This is a genomic window from Bacteroidota bacterium, from assembly GCA_018692315.1.
In the GTDB taxonomy this organism is placed as follows: Bacteria; Bacteroidota; Bacteroidia; order Bacteroidales; family JABHKC01; genus JABHKC01.
Genome location: JABHKC010000240.1, coordinates 13608 through 32370 on the forward strand (window position 1 = coordinate 13608; position 18763 = coordinate 32370).

General features: G+C 33.3%; 17 protein-coding genes. 1 reads left to right on the plus strand and 16 read right to left on the minus strand.

Going from position 1 to position 18763, the window contains the following annotated elements:
* Positions 1-113: 113 nt before the first annotated feature.
* From HN894_17625 to HN894_17690, 14 genes are all read right to left on the minus strand, one after another.
* Positions 114-785, minus strand: coding sequence for a hypothetical protein (locus tag HN894_17625; GenBank protein ID MBT7145145.1), 672 nt, complete (start codon positions 783-785; stop codon positions 114-116).
* A gap of 412 nt (positions 786-1197) precedes the next feature.
* The gene (locus tag HN894_17630) at positions 1198-1962 is read right to left on the minus strand and encodes a hypothetical protein (protein MBT7145146.1); all 765 of its coding nucleotides are present in this window, start codon (positions 1960-1962) and stop codon (positions 1198-1200) included.
* Between the two features lie 60 nt (positions 1963-2022).
* Positions 2023-3249 (minus strand): DUF1566 domain-containing protein, encoded by a 1227-nt coding sequence (locus tag HN894_17635; GenBank protein ID MBT7145147.1) that lies wholly within the window; start codon positions 3247-3249, stop codon positions 2023-2025.
* A gap of 94 nt (positions 3250-3343) precedes the next feature.
* Positions 3344-3778, minus strand: coding sequence for a hypothetical protein (locus tag HN894_17640; GenBank protein MBT7145148.1), 435 nt, complete (start codon positions 3776-3778; stop codon positions 3344-3346).
* Positions 3779-3790: 12 nt separating this feature from the next.
* The gene (locus tag HN894_17645) at positions 3791-5206 is read right to left on the minus strand and encodes a CotH kinase family protein (protein ID MBT7145149.1); all 1416 of its coding nucleotides are present in this window, start codon (positions 5204-5206) and stop codon (positions 3791-3793) included.
* A 283-nt stretch (positions 5207-5489) separates the two neighbouring features.
* A complete protein-coding gene (locus HN894_17650; protein ID MBT7145150.1) occupies positions 5490-6164 on the minus strand; it encodes a class I SAM-dependent methyltransferase in 675 nt (224 codons plus the stop codon).
* Between the two features lie 529 nt (positions 6165-6693).
* Positions 6694-7740 (minus strand): RelA/SpoT domain-containing protein, encoded by a 1047-nt coding sequence (locus tag HN894_17655; protein MBT7145151.1) that lies wholly within the window; start codon positions 7738-7740, stop codon positions 6694-6696.
* Between the two features lie 460 nt (positions 7741-8200).
* A complete protein-coding gene (locus tag HN894_17660) occupies positions 8201-9109 on the minus strand; it encodes a DUF2279 domain-containing protein (GenBank protein ID MBT7145152.1) in 909 nt (302 codons plus the stop codon).
* A gap of 236 nt (positions 9110-9345) precedes the next feature.
* Positions 9346-10395: a radical SAM protein gene (locus HN894_17665; protein MBT7145153.1), complete on the minus strand. Its 1050-nt coding sequence runs from the start codon at positions 10393-10395 to the stop codon at positions 9346-9348.
* On the minus strand, positions 10396-10761 hold the full coding sequence (locus tag HN894_17670) for a hypothetical protein (GenBank protein ID MBT7145154.1): 366 nt from the start codon (positions 10759-10761) through the stop codon (positions 10396-10398).
* A 194-nt stretch (positions 10762-10955) separates the two neighbouring features.
* Positions 10956-11720: a hypothetical protein gene (locus tag HN894_17675; GenBank protein MBT7145155.1), complete on the minus strand. Its 765-nt coding sequence runs from the start codon at positions 11718-11720 to the stop codon at positions 10956-10958.
* Between the two features lie 61 nt (positions 11721-11781).
* On the minus strand, positions 11782-12267 hold the full coding sequence (locus HN894_17680) for a hypothetical protein (protein MBT7145156.1): 486 nt from the start codon (positions 12265-12267) through the stop codon (positions 11782-11784).
* 707 nt (positions 12268-12974) lie between these two features.
* Positions 12975-14129, minus strand: a complete 1155-nt coding sequence (locus HN894_17685; GenBank protein MBT7145157.1) for a prolyl oligopeptidase family serine peptidase — start codon at positions 14127-14129, stop codon at positions 12975-12977.
* Between the two features lie 466 nt (positions 14130-14595).
* Entirely contained in the window at positions 14596-16797 is a 2202-nt protein-coding gene (locus tag HN894_17690) for a KamA family protein (GenBank protein MBT7145158.1), read from the minus strand.
* Positions 16798-16955: 158 nt separating this feature from the next.
* On the opposite strand from HN894_17690, the gene HN894_17695 reads away from it, so the two are divergent.
* A complete protein-coding gene (locus HN894_17695; GenBank protein MBT7145159.1) occupies positions 16956-17105 on the plus strand; it encodes a hypothetical protein in 150 nt (49 codons plus the stop codon).
* 113 nt (positions 17106-17218) lie between these two features.
* Here the strand turns inward: HN894_17695 and HN894_17700 are convergent, their stop codons facing one another.
* Both HN894_17700 and HN894_17705 read right to left on the minus strand, forming a co-directional pair.
* Positions 17219-18157 (minus strand): NAD(P)-dependent alcohol dehydrogenase, encoded by a 939-nt coding sequence (locus tag HN894_17700; protein MBT7145160.1) that lies wholly within the window; start codon positions 18155-18157, stop codon positions 17219-17221.
* Positions 18158-18215: 58 nt separating this feature from the next.
* Positions 18216-18389: a hypothetical protein gene (locus HN894_17705; protein MBT7145161.1), complete on the minus strand. Its 174-nt coding sequence runs from the start codon at positions 18387-18389 to the stop codon at positions 18216-18218.
* Between the last annotated feature and the right edge of the window lie 374 nt (positions 18390-18763).

The following is an 18763-nucleotide window of genomic DNA, read 5'->3' on the forward strand; positions in this document are numbered from 1 at the left end:
GTTTGTGAACGATTCACTTTCAAGCTTTGACTAAGCTGAAACGGGTAAGAACCGTCCTATTACGTACTTCACCGCCTTTTGCCATATTGCGTGTTGTACCTCGTTTATTTCTTCTACCGGAACCAAGAATAGCTAATACTCACCCCATTACCATCAAAACCAAGGTTAGGCGTAAATAAATTATTATTGGAATGATGAAGAAAATTGAAATCTAGCCTGATTTTATTTTGGTTATTTAATATGTACTCAGCACCAATAGCATAAGATAGATTAAAAGTAAAATTACTGGAACCTTGAGGAAATTTATCGAACGCATAAAATACACCATAGCCATATTCGAAAAATGGATGTATCTTCTTTTTACGAAGTGCAGTCCATTTACTGTAGAATTTTAATCCAGTCCCCATTGTTGCATAATCAGTTGTAGTAAACTCTTGTATATTAGCTTCTACACGCATGGAAAACCATCTTGAAAATTCACTTTCGATACCAAAATTCTGCATAAATACGCTATAAGTCTCTTGTGTGTCTTCTTGTCCTGGGTGAACTCCGCTTATGCCAGAATAGTATCCTATATGCCCTTGATAGAATTTTAATTTCTCGTCTTCAAGTAGAAATTCTGAAGCCAAATATGACCCCAATGCAGCACCAGACATTATTATAAAGCCTCTCATTCTATCTAATTGCATGAATGACTCACTCCCTAAAGGATTGATTTGACTATGTAAATTGTTACATAATAGCGCCATTAAAACCGTAAAACTGATGATTTTTAATTTTCTCATAATTATTTAGTATTAGTTTAACATTTTTTAGCTTACATCATTACTATCGGTAAACTATGTTTATTATTCTTTATATCACCTATTCTAATCTAATTACTAAAATAAGAATCCACTTATATTAACAAATTAGAATGAAGAACTTAGTCCTGTCCTTCGAAAATGAGCTACAACGATTTTGAATAAACGCTGTATCGTTTCTCTTGCTTTACCCTTACAATTTACTCCAATTTTTAATAAAGGAAACCTCTAAAAATGCAAATTTCTTCGTTGTTTCGCAATTTTAAAATCCTCATTTACAATAGTAAACTCCGGTTTTCAAGTTTCTTACGCCTTGAAATTTACTATTTTTAGAAGTCCCCTAAAACGCAAAGCGAGAAAACTGACACTTACCCTCTATTGCGTTTAATTTTTGTTATTGCAATAAATCCACAAGTACACTATAGTATTGAGTTGCGATGAAGTCCGCACCATCTTCATTATAATGCACACCATCATCTGCAAAATAATCATCAGAAAAATCAGTAAACATATCTACAGTGATTACTTGAGATGTTGAAGTGGTTTGTTCCGAAGCAATGGTAACTACCTCCTCTTGCATTTGGTCGAAGTAGGTGGTCAACTCTGTAGTCATTATAGAAGAGTGTGCAGGTGCCATTTGTTCTATAATAATTGTTACGTCAGGATTTGCACTTTGTATCTCATCAATAATAGCGTTGATGTTTGTTATTGCATCGTCGTAAAGCAATCCTTGTAGAGCGTCATTAGCCCCCGGAGAGCTGAACAAGACAATATCTGGTGTTCCTGCTTCGGCTAACCAACCGCTGATGCTACTTAAAATCCCTACCGAAGTCCAGCCGCCATGTCCTTCATGATCTACGTCAAAGTCATTACCATTATATGCCGGATACGATGCAGCGTCATTACTTGTGCCAATGTAGTCAAAATCCCAACCGCCATCAATTAAATCTTTCCAGAGATCATATCGATAACTTTCGTGGTCAGGACTTGAACCTTGTACCCGCGATGCGCCTAAAGGCATGATATTATTTAATGAAGTACTTGAAGAGTCATCTTCCTCAATATCATCATCTTTATTGCAAGCTACAATTGATATTGTTAAAATAATCATTATTATTGCATACAACACTTTAGTTAATTCCTGTCTTTTTACTTTCATTGTTTTTTTTTTAATGATTTGTTAAATTTTATTTTAAAGTTTGTTATTTAAGATATTTATTTATTCTGCATTACGCACCAGGCGCACATAATTATAAATTCTTATAGCATCACCTTGTGGACCATGACCAGTTGGATAATCATCAGGATCACCTACTTTGGGATCGCTCCGTTGAGCGCCGGCGCCGTGTACATCCATCCAACTATTCATATATCCCATCGCACGACCAAATGAGATATATGCTGCTTGAGCTCCTTCATGACCCTCTGCCCAACTAGCGTGTGTTGTGTTACTCCAGAAGTAAGGATAATCATCCTGACCACCTTCGTTTGTTATTTGGGTACAATTAAAAATTGGATCGATTGCTGCCGAACTACTTGTAGCTGGTGAAAGAGTATAGTCAACAATACTTTGAAGTTCTTTTATATTTGGTAAACGCCAGTCAGAATATTCTGCATATTCATGATTTTCTGCATAAGTAAGAGCATCTTCCCATTTTAATCCTTCACCATTGTCACTTTGCATCCACATGAGTTCCGTTGCATTGTCAGTTATTGTTCCATCACCATTGTCCACAAAATCATTTATTCCATAAGTATTATTACCACGTACGTACATTACATAAAACATTTTATCGCCACCCATTGTGCTTGTCCCATAACCTTTTATTCTTCCATCAGCCAGATTAGTGCCGAACATAGTTTCATTACCATTCATAGTGGTAGAAACATATTTTGATGTTGTAGCAAATTGTGCATCAATAAGCCGTTCATCTGCGTCAAGATCTCCATAACCAAATTCAAAATAATCAGTATCAATAAAAGGTGTAAATCCTTCAGTAGAAGTTCCTTCATATCCGCTTATATCTTCTCCACTAAAAAGAATAAGAGAATAAGCCTCCTTAATTGAAGGCAAACGCCAGTTGGTATAGCCAGCAAGATTAAAACTTGATGCACCAGCTAATGCATCTGCATAGGAAAGTTTATCATCCGCATCTATAGTGCCATCTTCGTTAAGGTCTGAACTTTGCGCCCACATAAGTCCGGTTACATTATCTGTTACGGTTCCATCGCCGTTATCTGTGTAAGATGGTTGGTTGCCGGAATATTGGGCATCCTGGCCATAAAATGCATCTCCTGAATTTGGTTCTGATATTTCAGCTGTAGTTCCATAGAAAGTAGTTTGATTGGTTCCTACTATAGGATAGCCCGAGATTTCAGGGAGGTTGTCATCAGGAGTATCAACTACAGTGTCATCGTCTTTACTACAAGCGGTAAATACAATCATTGAAATGATCAATACAATTCCTAATAATTTCTGAATTGTGCTACTTGTGTTTAAAATTTTTGTCTTCATTTTTTCAGTTTTTGTTTTCATCGTTTTATCGTTTTATAAATTTTTTAGTATAAATCTCATTCAATCCAACACCTGTTTCCGCATCTTTTACCAGTCGGACATAATTGTAAATTCGGATGGCATCATCTTGCGGACTATGGCCATCTTCATACTCAGTAGGATCACCAATTTTAGGAACACTGTGGCCAGCAAAATCCTTAGCTTCAGCATAACATTGCAATTCCTGCCACAGAATGCCTTCACCGTTGTCATCCTGGATCCACATTAATCCGATAATCAAATCAGTTATAGTTTCACCTCCATTATCCTTGTATGCCATTTCTTCGCCTTTTAGATAATCTGCATCCTGTCCGTAAAAAGCATCCCTTGAAGTTTCAGTATTATTTTCAGTTGTTTCATTATCATCTTTATTGCAAGCTGAAAAGTTTAATCCTAAGAATTTGCTTTTAAATGTTTTCATATCAATTATTTATTACTTCAAATAATTATTTACGGCTGTTGCTCTCTCTGTGACATGCGAGCTAAGTTCGTTTACGGCTATTTGAAAATCTGAACTAGAATTTAAAAATGTATATCCCTCAGTTTCGGTGGTTGCATAAGGCTCAATCAATGCTGAATATGTTGAATATTGAGATTGAATAGTACTTCCATTGAAAGCCCCATCAACAATTTCCTGTAAATAGCTATCGTATTGAGCTTTATAAACAGCATCCTCACACAAGTACCCGATTAATGGCCATTCTGATGTATTTAATCCTGAAAAATCCAATGGTAACGAACCTCCTTGTTTTCCATATTGCAGTGCTTCATTATTATCCCAGGGAATCCAAGTCAGTTTATTGGTATTTGGATCATTATACAAGAAATAATTATGAGTCATTCTTCCATAGGTATCCCAATTTTGAATAACCGTATTCGCTGCCAAATATTTCAAAAACACATCGGTGTCAAAAACAGTTTCTAAATTTGTTCTCCAAGTGGCTGCATATGTTGTTCTTGTGTCGTCGTGCAGAGCAGTATATAAGGTTTGAATATCTGACCAATCCATGTCATCTTCATTTGTTTTTTTAACAAAAACATCTTCTGTAAATGACCCTGAAGCAAAACTTGCTCCATCACCATCTGGTTTATATAAATTTCCATCATCGTCTGAAAATTGTGTATCTAAAACAGTATCGTCAACTTCTTCAACCACAGTATATACTCCAAAATAAACAGGACCTTCCCCAAAATCTACATAAAGTGCATAAAATGCTGTATGTGGTCCTACTAAACCTGCATTCCTAAACACATCGCCTGCTACTTTTTCTCTTAACATCGATTTATCATCATAATTATTTTTAAGACTTAATTTTTTAAAACCATAAAAACGTTGGTTGTCTATCTGTGGATAATCATCTTCAAACTCATCAAAATCAAGCTTAAAAGCCAATTTTAAAATTCCTTTTTTCCAACTTGATTGTAAGCTTGAGTTACCCTTAAAACGAACACCCACTCTGTACCATTCTATTCCATTATAAAACACTTCGGCAGGAACAAAAATGGGATCTTCATCTGTATCAATCAATCCTCCTGGTCCTCCACCAGCACCAAAAGTTCCAAAAGTTTCCGTCATATTATCTAACATACTTTGCCAACGGTCTTCTCTTATGACAATATCAATTCGTTTTACAGCATTGTCCTCAAATACTTCATCAAAATTTGGGTCTGCATCATTGCTGTGTGTTTCTGTTGTCCAATCTGTAGCCTCAAAATCTGTATCATCAATAACTACAGTATTCTCTACTACAATATCATCATCTTTACTGCAAGCTGCAATTGATATTGTTAAAATGATCATTATCATTGCATATAAAACTATAGTTAATTTTCGTCTTTTAGATTTCATGGTTTAATCTTTAATAGTATGTTAAAATTATATTTTCAATTTTACTACAAGCAGAAAAGCTTAGTCCTAAAAATTTACTTTTAAATGTTTTCATATCAATCATTTTTTTAACTTAACTGATACGAAAGTATATAAAGGTTAATGCTCGGCAAAATATAATCGACAGTTCAAAGGATTTTATCTACATAAAAAAAGATTATCTATATAAAAGCAAGAATATAATAATCTACTGTGAAGCTAAAAATCTTCAAATATGTAAATGGTGGGTAATCAAGAAACAGCTTTATTTAACTTTCATTTTACAAAAAATACTTGAGTTATCTATTTCAAAAATTTCTGATTGAACATTATTCTTTGATGCAAGTTCTAGAAACTCTTGTCTGGAATATGTTGTTGCCGTAAATCCATCTTTACAAACAATAGTTCCATTTTTTGTCAATTCATAATCTATTTCACCTATTAATTTATTTTCCGATTGAATTTCAAACCATTTAAGTCTGTGATTCCAGAATTTCTCTGAGTAGGAGGAATAGAGAATAGTACCACCTTTTTTTGTAACACGAACAGATTCTTTCAATAGTTCTAATGGATCAACCTTAAATGCTGAAATACCGTTTTGAACACATATAGTAGTAGTAAAGTAACTATCAGGAAAGTCTAGTTTCTTAGCATCCATAACATAAAATTCAAGTTTATTATTGGACAGAGCGGTTTTTTTAGCCAATTGTACATTGTCTTTTGAAATATCAATACCAACTACTTTTTTTGCTTTTTCTAATAATCTAAAAGCAATACGACCATATCCACATCCTAAATCTAAAACAAGGTCATTATGTTTAATACTGTTTAATACAAAGTTTATTTCAGCTTGCAAAAATTGTTTTACTCTGGGTGGCGCTATCTCATAGCATTTTTCCAGATTGCTTGAGTTTAATATTTCTGAATAATAATTAATCATATAACTTTTTTAGATACTCTCATTGCCTTGCCCATAATTTGCAGCAAGTATGGCAGGTAGCCGTTCCTTATTCTGATTTATATTGATTTCTGCTATTTTCATATATACAACTCTTTGCCTTAATGAACGCTATGCTACTATGTGCTATGACTTGCTGAACTAAATCCAAGGAAGCTAATTCAGTAATAATCATGCAAGTTCATCTTTATTAATTTAATAAATTATGTAAAGATGGAGAAAAAAATGAATTTGAGCTAAAATAATTGTCGGAAAAATTAGACAAAAATTATCTAATTTTCGGAAAACAAACCGGAAACACTTTTGCAAAAATATAAGAATTCTGTAAGCTCGCAAAGTATTTTTGTCTTTTTCCTTAAATCCCGATATGCCATTTGAGCATTAGTTCAAATTTTCTTTTGCTTAATGAACCACTAAGTACGAGACCCGTACGCTTAGTGGTACTTCGGCAGGCTCAGCAGAGCTGTGAGAGGTGCACTGGTGACTATTTTGCCATCAGCCGCCTACTCGATTAGGCACTTTTTTTTATTTTATCAAAACGGCGTTGAACAATTGCCATTTTTTTCATAAACAAGTGAGTATCGAGAAAATAATTAGGATACGCATCTCTCAATTCTTGTATGTTTTCAGTAGAGACTAAAGCAACTTGAAAATTATCATTGTTGCTATATTCCTTTTCTAAATCAGTGTACCTAACATTTGCTTCGTCTAATCTTTCTGGTTCGAAAACTTCAATATTTACATATTTTTTCTTGATGTCAAGTAGGACTAAGTTGTATTTTCCATTTAATTCTTCTTTTTCACAAATAGCGTTAGAAACCTGAGAGAATGCATTTAGCTTAATTTCGATTTGATTATATCTAAATTCATAAACAGCTTGATTATACGTTTCGAACTCTGACAAATGAGCATATTTAGTTAATTGATTTGTTTTTTCAACAAATGAAAATGCAGAACTGGTTAGAGCAAAATATTTAAGCCATTTTTGTTTCCCTTCGTTAAATTTAAGTTGGGTGTTCAGATATGTACCCATTGTTTCTACGGCTGTTGCCCAAGCGTGTTGAACAACGGTTCTTACTTGAACTTCTACTAATAAACCATCCAGTTCTGGATTATCTTCATCTCTATAAACAAAAACTAGATGTATACCCCTATAACCACTTTCTTTAGGCTGCACTATATAATCGTCTTCATTTTTTAACTTTTGTGCAAAATCATTTGATTTTAAAGCTTTTACTAATCTTTTAACTTTAGGTATTGAATACACTACAACTCTTAATCCGGCAATATCTTGCATAGATGAAAGTTGAATATGATTTAGCCGTCTAAGTTTTTTAACAATTGAGGGTGTTCTTTTTAACCTCTTTGCAATTATTGCTTTTGAGTCAATTTCTAATGATTTTTTTATCAAGCATTCTTGAAATTTTTCTATCATTTTTCCATGTATTGAACGCCAATACGTCAATACATCTGATGCTTCTTGAATTTTCTCAGGAGTTTGAGTTTCTTTTGACTTAAAAGTCTTTCCTGCATTTTTAATTTTGTTTTTAGAATACATATGTTTCTGTTCTAATTCAGTTCTTGTTGTCAGAGAGTCTTAAAATTGTACCTAACATTAGTATAAACGGAATTTTCCGTTTATTTCTTTATTATTTTTTGTTTTAAATGCCATATCGTCGAAAGGATTAGCAATATCATTGAACTTTGTGCTTGATGCCTGAGTGTATATTTCAGTTGTCATATTTGTTTCATGTTCTAATATTGATTGACTTTGCTAAACATTAATTTAAATTAAAAATACCATTACAAAAATACAAGAATTCTGTAAGCTTGCAAACTATTTTTGTCTTTTTTCCATTAATTCCGAAGAGATATGCCATCAGAGTATCAACTCAAATTTTATTTTGCTTGATGAACCGCTAAGTACGAGAATCATTTCCCGATACAATGGGCGTGGTGGGAGAGGTGTACTGGTTACTATTTTCAGCATCATCTGCCTACTCGATTGAGCATAGTTTCTAAAAATATATTGGTCTGAAGCTCACACCATCAACCTTATTAAATTCTATAGAAGGAAATGGAACCTTAATATGGTTAATTGCTCTAAATACAATTTTTAACCATTTTTTATTTGTATGAATTTTGGAAAAGTCAATGTCTAATGAAAAAATATATTGACGATATCTTTCTAATTTAGGAAAGGGCTCACCCAAATAATACTTAGGATTTTCAAACTCATATATCATCCCGTTTGCACTGTATCCAAAAGCTAAATTGATCCATGAAGGAATTTTTTTTAATCCTGTTAGTTTTTGCATATTGCCTGATAGCCAATATGTATGAGCATTATAATCTAAAAAAAAACGTTCTAAATGGGATTCTCCAAGATGCGTATGATAATTTGGATATATACTGGGTAAATAGGAGAATTTCATCAAAAATACCTGTTCGTTAAATGCAGCCTCCTGAGTTACAAACAGTAGCGAACCGAATGTGTTTGCTATCATATCTGACCAAGAAAACCCCCATCCTTCATACAGTCCATCAAAAATTTCAATCGGGCTTTGAAAAATTAAACCTATTGGACCTCCATAAATCAGGGCCTTATTTTTATCTACTCCAGCTCTTCGCAATGCGTGGTAAGCAAAATAGCTTTCTTTATATGCTCCAAATGCATGTCCAAATTTATCCATTTGTAAATATCCTTTTGAGTCGTCATAAAAATGAAAAGGAACACGCTTGTGGTCTTTATACCAGATATATTGCAAAAAGGAAAGACCAACAAGGTATGAGCCAACTTCAATTCCTATCGTGGTATTTAATTGCTTCCTGTCAATTGAATCTGGATATGAAGTTACATTTAGCCGTTGAGCAAAAGTGGTCATTGAAACAATTGCTAAAAATAGAACTATGTAAATATGTCTCATGATTTCAACTTTTATTGTTCTATAAAATATTGCTCATTTAGGAAAACCCAAATTAGCATCAAGCTATATTATTCATACTCAATTTATTATTAAACCCAACATCTTTGGAAAACAAACCGGAAATTTCGCCACTCTCCAAAATCCTCGCTGGCTTAGGTTTAATTTAATCCCGATGAAAAATTGGGACTTGGTATTTTACGGTGTTTTTATATTCTCGGGTGTTGGCATTTCGTTATTTATCTTATTTTTTCTTTATGGCAAACTAAAACATTTTTCTTTTCTCCATGCCAATTATGAAATCCATTACCTTTACAATCCTTATAATCTGTACATGTTTCACATTGACCTGTTTTTGTCCATTCTCTGTTTCGAAATGGCTGAAATTTGCTTTTCCAAGTTTCATAAAAATTGTCCGTGCAAATATTTCCCTGTATAAAAGACCTATCAATGTTGGGACAGGCAGAAATCGAACCGTCAATTAGAATTGAACCAATATTAATCCCTGCTCTGCAAAAGAAGTAGGAATCTCTTACATGTGGTTCATATTTTCCTACATATCCTTCACAACTAAACTTTATATCTATCTCTTTCGATTTTCGATGTTTAGTTATAAAATCCATTAATTCAACAAATTGCTTATCTGTCAAAGATAAATCAGAATTATGAGCGGCTCTTCCGATTGGAATAATTGTAAATAATCTCCAAGCTTTTACATTTTTAGAAATCAATAATTCCCTGATTTGTTCTAGTTCATTGAAATTCTTTTGATTAACACAAGTTACAATATCAAAGTTTATTCGATTAGAAGATGATGCTAATTCAATTGCATTTATTACTTTTTCAAAACTATGGCTGTTATTTCTCAACCAATTATGTGATTCTTTGAGTCCGTCTAAACTGATTGTCAAAGCACCAATTCCTGCATTTAGTAATGAAATATGCCTTTCCTTATTGTATAAATGACCGTTTGAAACAATAGACCATTTAAATCCTCGTTTTCGTAATTCTTTTCCACAAAGCTCTAAATCGTTGCGTAAAAGAGGTTCTCCTCCTGTAAATACAACAGTGAAATTTTGAGGTATATTTTTAATTGTATCAATAGCCTGAAAGAAATCATGTGCAGGCATATCTTTATGCAAACTATCTTTGGAACAATCGCTACCACAATGCAAACAATTCAGATTACATCTTGTAGTACATTCCCAAAACAAGTAATTCAGTTCGTGAATTTTAGTTTCCGATTCTCTGAATTTTCTAAAACTATATTTTTTTAGTGATGAAAGCATTTATTTTTCTTCCATGGCTATATCCAAGTTTACGCTTTCATTTATTTGAGTCAAGACAGTATCTTTGTCTGCAAACAGTCCATTTTGAATAGAATCTATATCTTGAAATTGAAGTGTTAAACTTTCTAGCATTTCTGTGTAAAACGAAAATTTGCCATCTTTGTCTGTCAATTCATATTGCATATTTTCTGCCACTGAAACTTTTATCCCTTTAATTGCTAATCCTGAATTTTTAGACTTTACTTGCCCTTCAATAAATAAATCAAGTCCAAAATCTTGAGGTGTTCCGTAACAAGCTTGAAAAATAAACATTGCCGATGTAAAACTTAATCCTCCAACTATTTTTCTTATCCAACTTTTTTTCATAATTGTCAATTTTTATCTAAGGTGGGTTTTATGGTTTGAAGGTTGCTTCTTTCAATTAATGCCAATGTTTTGCAGCTATGGCACATGTCCGAATGCTACTCAAAGTTTAGTTGATTTGTTATATGTTTTAGTTTTAGTATTCATTTTCTATATGACCGATAGTCTGCCATTTGCTTTAGGTACCGCAAGTTTTGTCATTTAAATTTATAATGTAGTCCAACAAATGAATGAGGAATTAAATGCTCCAGCATCAGGAAAAAATATTCTGTACTTCCAAGTCCAATTCCACCAAAAAGTTCTACACTATTTGAAATTTTGTAATTTAGTCCAATACTTCCATTATTCTCAACAATCACATTTTTCGTGTCTTTAAAACCTGTCCCATGTCCTCCCCATTCTTTATATTTAACTTCATAAATTGAAAAATCCAATTGCATAAAAAAGTTCATTCTCTTCGATTCTGAATCAACAATATATCTGTAGCCAAAATTAATTCCAATAGAATTTTTCTCGGAGTCAGCTATTACTACTTCATCACCGAAGTAATTATTTAATAGTATGTTGAAATTTGGTCCAAAGTAAATAAGATGATTCATTTTCGATAAATTTAATGCAACAACTGAATGTAAAATTGGATAATTAAATTGTTGTACTGCATTAATCCCTAATCGCCAATACGTAGTTGAATAATAGGGGATAATTTTTTTATCATTGTTTTCTGGTGTGATTTCGTCTTTACTTGCCCAAATGCAACTTAGCACTTCATTATGAGAGATATAATCATGTTTCTCTGTTTTCCTTTTTTGATAGCTGTAGAAAATATTCTGATCATTTATTAGTGTGATCTTACAACAAATTGTATCACCTGATTTTGTTAGTATTTGATCAATAATATTTTGGCTACTTACCAAATTACTAATCATAATCAATGCTAATAATGTCAGTATTTCTCGTTTCATTTTAACGCCTATTTTCCACTTGCTTTCGAGCCTTTATTGGCAAAGGTTTTTCACTTTGGATTTAAAGAGATATTTTACCATTTTCAATTTTGAAGCTGTAAAGTACAGATGTATCTACAGATTTACCATTAATTGTTCCAGCTATCCATTTTTCTAATTTTGCAAATACAGCAACTATTTGTTCATCTAACTCTGGATTTTTCGTTTTATTATCGATTTCACAGCGAACCATTTGACCTTTGCAATTAATAATCAAATTAACCATCCCTTTATCATGGTAATCAGGCTTATCTAGTAAAAAATTAACATTAGAATTCAACTGCTCTTCGATTTCTTGATCAGTAAATGGGGCTTGAGCTTTTACCTGTCCGTTCCCTGGAAATGGTAGAATCGCAATCACTTGATAATTGTCGCAAACTCCTGGAATAGGTTCGTCCACTAGCATTGTTGCTACCATATTATTCATTCCAGTATTTTTGGTTGAGGAGCAAGAATTCATAATTGCAAATGCAAGAACTACTAAACTGAAAATTGATATCTTTTTCATATATAAAAATTTAAAGTGTTAAGTAGTGCCTCTAAGAAAACAGTTCAAAATTAAAAACATCTCTTTTTGCGATATTTCTATTTTTTTCATTTGTCTAATACAAAAGCATTTACTGCATGAAAGAAATAGAAATATCATCAAAAATAAATTATTTTATAAAAATTGCCTGTTTTCTTAGAAACACTAAGTATAATTCTGTTTATAATGTTTGCTAACTAATATGTGCATCCGAGTGCCCTATATTTGAAATATCGCTAATATACAAATTATATTTAGTTTGTTTAAAATCTGGTATTTGAATATTTTGTTTCATAAAAGTAAGTTGCCTATATTTATTTTTGCGAATTTATAAAAAATCTGCCGGACTTTTTATATGGCTAAGACTTTTATTTGATATATGTGCGAATATTTCTGTTGTTTTACTTGATTCATGCCCTAATATTGATTGACTTTGCTAAACATTAATTTAAATTAAAAATACTATTGCAAAAATATAAGAATTCTGAAAGCTTGCAAACTATTTTTGTCTATTTTACATTAAATCAGGAGAAATAATCCATCATAGCATTAACTCAAATTTTCTTTTGCTTGATGAACCGCTAAGTACGAGACCCGTACGCTTAGTGGTACTTCGGCAGGCTCAGCAGAGCTGTGAGAGCTGCACTGGTGGCTATTTTGCCATCAGCCGCCTACTCGATTGTAAGCCGTTAATTTTTGTTTTTCATTCGTTTATCATATTTTAAGAACCAATCATATAATTCCTGCTCAGGATAAATTTGCCAAAAAATTCCATGACCCGCATCTGGATCCAAGGTGAATTTCATATGTTGATTTTTCCCTTCTAATCTTTGGATAACTCTTTCTGTGTCCTCAAATTGAACCACATTATCTTTTTTCCCGTGAAAAGCCCAAATAGGCATATCAACCAGATTTTCAATATTTTTGTCGAGATACTCAATATGACTCGTAAATCCATTCACGGGAGCAATAGCAGCAAATTTTTCTGGATATTTTATTGCCAGATACCATGTTCCAGCACCGCCCAAACTCAATCCTGTTAAATAGACTTTATTTGTATCCACTCTATATTTTGTAATAATTTCCTCATAAAAATTATCAAACCAGTTGTCTGTTGACCATCTATGATTCAATGGACATTGTGGAGCAACAATAACAAATGGGAATTCACGCCCCCTCCATATTTGATCAGGTATACCATATGTATAGAGCTTTATTGTATCTGTGCCTCTTGCTGAGCCTCCATGCAGATATATTATTAATGGCCATTTTTTTATTGTATCATCTTTGTATTCTTTTGGCACATACGATATATAATGATAATTAGTATCTATTGGATTTATTTTCAGCCCTTTATCAAGAACCATATCGCAACTCAATTTCCCATTTTTCGTCCAACTTTTATAAGAACCATGCATTTGTCCCTTACCATTTTCAATGTCTCCTTTTATCCAATGGCTGATTGAACTCATTTGCCCGTTTGGATACCATTCTTCATCCAGACCGTGATGGCTACCATCAACATAATTGATTCGAGAATCGCGTTGTCCGTTCTCATACCACGTTTGATAAAGTCCTTGTTTTGTATTTGAATGATAATTACATTGAAGCTTCTCCTTAAAATACTTATCAAGCCTGCTATATGTAGCATCCATCTGAATTTGACCATTTTCGTAATAATCCCTTACATGATATAATTTTGTACTATCGTCAAATTCAACAATTCTTTTGTAGATAATAGTATCTCTATTATGAGGAATGTGAAGCAAGAGTGTATCAATATCCTGAGATTTAACATTCTCAGAAATTATTAATAGGATTATGGAAAGAATTATGTATTTCATTTTTATGGGTTATAACATTAGTATAAACATAAAATTCCGTTTATTTCTTTATTATTATTTGTTTTAAATATCCATATCGTAGAAGGGATTATTAATTTCATTGAACTTTGTGCTTGATGCCTGAGTGTATATTTCAGTTGTCATATTTGTTTCATGTTCTAATATTGATTGACTTTGCTAAACATTAATTTAAATTAAAAATACCATTGCAAAAATATAAGAATTCTGTAAGCTCGCAAAGTATTTTTATCTTTTTTACATTAAACCAGGAGAAATAATCCATCAGAGCATTAACTCAAATATTCTTTTGCTTAATGATACGCTAAGTATGAGAATCGTATCCCAATGTTTCGGGAGTGGGAGAGCAGCATTGGTTCCGATTTTCGGGTTCTTTTGACTACTCAATTGGCATTTTATTATATTTTCTTTTCTTCCCATACTACTATAGCTAATAAGACTTTGTTATTCAAATATTATTACCCAATTTAATGTTAGTATATTTTTCAGTAACTTTATAATTATAATCCGGATAATCATATATAGGAATTCGTTGTTCTGTCTCGCCAATCGAGTACCCCCAAATACTTTCATAATCTAAAATATCTTCTCCAATGTCTTCGAGCTGGCGGAGGTATTCACTAAGGGATTTGGATTCAATAATGATCACCTTGTCCATTTTTTTCATTAAAGGACTATGGTTCCGGGTGTGATCCAGTTCAAACTCTAGTATCCTTCGTCCATAACGTGTAATACCGATGGTGCGAAATGTAAGACTTTTCCCAACCCCTGGTAAATTAAGTACATTTCTGTCGGTACCTAAAAATGGCAAGCCACTTTTTTTCATCAGTTCTGCCATATCTTCTACAATTGAAGCGGCATTGTTTGGAAAATCTTTGATAATTGAATAATACTTTTCAGGAATTTTACCTATCAGCTTTTCTTCCATCTGTTCCTGAACAGCCCTTTCGTTGGTGGCAAAATTGAAATTATTCTCCATATACCCTTTTACACTAAAAGTATAATAATTGATAATACCTATTTTGTTTAATACTTTCCGAAGCTTAGCGGCATGGCCTCTTCTGGAAGCCGCAGTAATAAATACATGCTGGTTTGTAACTGTCCAACCGGCTGTATTTAGAAGTTTAATTGCATCGCGTGCTTCAGGTGTTACTTCCATAGGTGACTCAAAATGGGTTTGTATGAAAAATTGTTTTATTCCAATTTTGGATGCCTTCTTTTTAAAGTCCCCCAATATTTTTACAAGTTCAGGCGTAATCCTTTGTGGCAGATATACCGGCAAACGGCTACCCAGCCTAACTCGTAAGAAATGTGCATATTTTTTGCCAATCGGTTTTTTCTTATTTGCCTCCACTTTATTTGCAGCCATCCTGTAAATCTTGTCCAGAATTTTTTCAAGAGACTTATCAGAACTCATCAAAGCATCTCCGCCGGTGATTAAAATATCGCGTAACTGAGAATCCTTTTCAAAATAATCCAGCAAGGTTCCCAACTTTTCGTCCCAGCTTTGCTTAGGTTTTAATTTGTCTAAATTAAAATTCAGGTTTCCTCTCTGGAAGCCAAACATTCGTTGACATGATGCACATAAACCACCGCATGCCCGCCCCATGGTATCTGGGATTAAAATTGCCACTTCGGGGTATCGCCTGTGAATATTATGTTCGTTTGGTAAATACCAACCAGCTGCATTGGGTTCTCCGGGTTCTACTTTATCTTCTTTTTCCCAGGCTACTATTTTTCCGTATTCATCTATCAATTGCTGGCTGTAAATTACGTAATACCTTATGGCCAGATCAGCACCGACAGCAAAATAGGGTACCCTCACATGCAATAAGGAAAGATAATAAGGATTTACAAAAAAGGGAATCCCTTTTGCTTTTGCTTCATATAAAACCTTCATTGTATCCGGATCGAGAGAGTTATCGAGTAATTCATTCAATAAGTCAGGCGAGCGTACAGCAAAGCGTAGATGAAATAATCGATCACCCCACCATTCAAGAGTTTTCAGGTATTTTTGCTCTTGCGACATTCCTTCGAGAAAACAGAATTTAGTATCACTTATTTCTCCCTTATCAATTTTACTGATGATAATTTTTAGAATCCTTTCCCGGTTTTCTTCTCTTAGTTTAATAATCCTGGGATCAAGGCCAGAACACCATCTATCCATCCATTCTTCAACTTTTTCCTGCGATGGAATAATCCTTTTATATTCACCGGTGAATTGTCTGAAAAGCATTAACATATCCTTAAAAAAAGATGGTTTTGCTCCTCCTGTACCTCGTTTTACTGCAAGCCAGATAAGTTGAATAGGATTGCTTATGGCTTTCTCTCCTCGAAGGTTTTGGTCATCAAATTGCCGGCCTGCATTGTCAATATAATCCAAAATACGGATCGCAGCATAATCCTTCCAGCTCAGTTTCTCAAATGCTATCCTTCCATGGACTTCCCTTTTATAAAAATTATATGCATCCTGATTATCTTTAATTTTATTCAGCACCCAGTTTCTTACACCGATCAATGCCTCGGTTTCATTTCCTGCATTTTGCATAATTTCTTCGAGTGTTGGGTTTTCTTTGAGCAATTGCCTAAGAAGCTTATGTGATTTTACGCAGATTGCAATGTGGTCGAGTTCGTGGGTTATTGTAGCCATGACTTAAATTTTACAGTTTAAACAGAAATATATAAGGTAGAGCATTTTCAGTTATTTGGAGATATTGCTGTTAGTCATTTATGAACTATACGCAAACCAGCAAATTCAGTAGTAATCTCGCAATTTCATCTTTATTAATTTATTCAAAATATGTAAAGATGAAGAAAATAAATGAATTTTCTGTACAAGAATTGACTGAAATATTAGACAAAAATTCCCTATTCATCGGAAAACTAACCGGAAATTCCGCCTCTCTACAAAATTCACAAATAATTAAAATTACATATAGCGAAAGACATACCCAATAAACCCGCCGGCTTGGATTTCGCACATCAAATATAAAACTAATGAGCTCGTGTTCAATAGTTTCTTGCTGTTTTTATGTTCCTATGTGTTGTGCACTCGTGCTTTGTTTTTATTCTCAAATAACTTTTATAACTACTTTTCCCTGTGCGTGTCCCTGGCTAACATATCGCATTGCATCAATAGTTTTATTAAGTGGGTACTGCTTTTCAATAACTGCCTTAATATTACCATCCTCAATAGTCTTTGCAATAAACTCCAAATCTATTTTATTTGATTTTGCAGAAAGAAAATGCATTTTTTTTGAGCTAAGTGACATTATTTTTCCAAACAAGATTGACTTGATAATCTGCTTCATAGAACCGCCAATCATTACATAGATACCTTTCTTATTTAAGATTCGGTTGTAAGCAAGAAATGAATAATTCCCATTAATTGCCAGAATGAGGTCATAACGTTTTTCATTTGTAGTAAAATCTTCTTTTGTGTAATCAATACAATGGTCTGCGCCAAGAGCAAGCGTCTGTTCTATTTTTTTAGTGCTACATACTGCTGTTACTTCTGCACCAAAATGTTTAGCGAGTTGAACAGCAAAAGTGCCCACGCCTCCACTGCTACCAACTATCAACACTGTATTTCCTTTTTGAATATTACCTTTGTCTCGTAATCCACGCAAAGCTGTTGTTGCCGCTACAGGTAAGGCTGCTGCTGCTTCAAATGAAATTTTAGCAGGCTTTGATATCAATGCTTTTTCAGGGGAAATAGTATATTCAGCAAACCCTCCAAGTCCACAATCAGAAAGGTCTCCAATAATTTCATCTCCAGGTTTAAATTTCTTTATATTCTTACCAATTGATTCTACTTCTCCTGATATATCTGCTCCAAAAATCTTTCTTTTTGGAATCATGCCCATTTTCATTGACCTGTAATCTAAAGCATTTATTGAAGTCGCATAAATTCTTACCAAAATATCATTGTCTTTTGGTGAAGGTCTCTCAATATCGCAATATACTAATTTGTCAGGGGAGCTCTTCTTGTCGTAAACTACTGCTTTCATTTTTATATTAATTTCAGATTATTGTGTATAGATCTGGGTGTATATACTTGCATCTTGACTATGGTAAATTTATTGTATTCATATTCAACATTTTACTAAATCCGACATCTTCGGGTTTTAGTGCAAATTTAGTAATTTGTTTTTTAATTCTTTTAGCAAGTCCAAGTTTTCTTCTTTGGTTAAGAAACAGATATTGGTTTGGAAGTTTGTATGGATTTTTTTTAGTAATCATAGTCCAGATTATTGCTCTTAGTTTTCTTGCAGAAGTACTTACTTGTATGCAGGGGCTAGCAAAAAGTTATGTTTAAGGGAACTGAGATAAATAAGTTATTTCGGTACTTTTCTTGCCTAATGAACTGCCGAATTGTATGCTTAGTGGGGTGAAAGGAGCACTGGCGGTCATTGAACCATTAGCCGCCTACTTGATTGTAGGTCGTTTTATTTATTCATCATTCTATTAATATTCGGCATTGTTAACAAAGTATACTTAATTGATTATTCCATTTCAACATGAGCATCATTACAGCTTGTTTCAACATTTCTAACTTTTTAGTATAGCACTTGCTTTTTCTTCTCATTCTTGCTAAGAAGTGCCTGAATAAACTA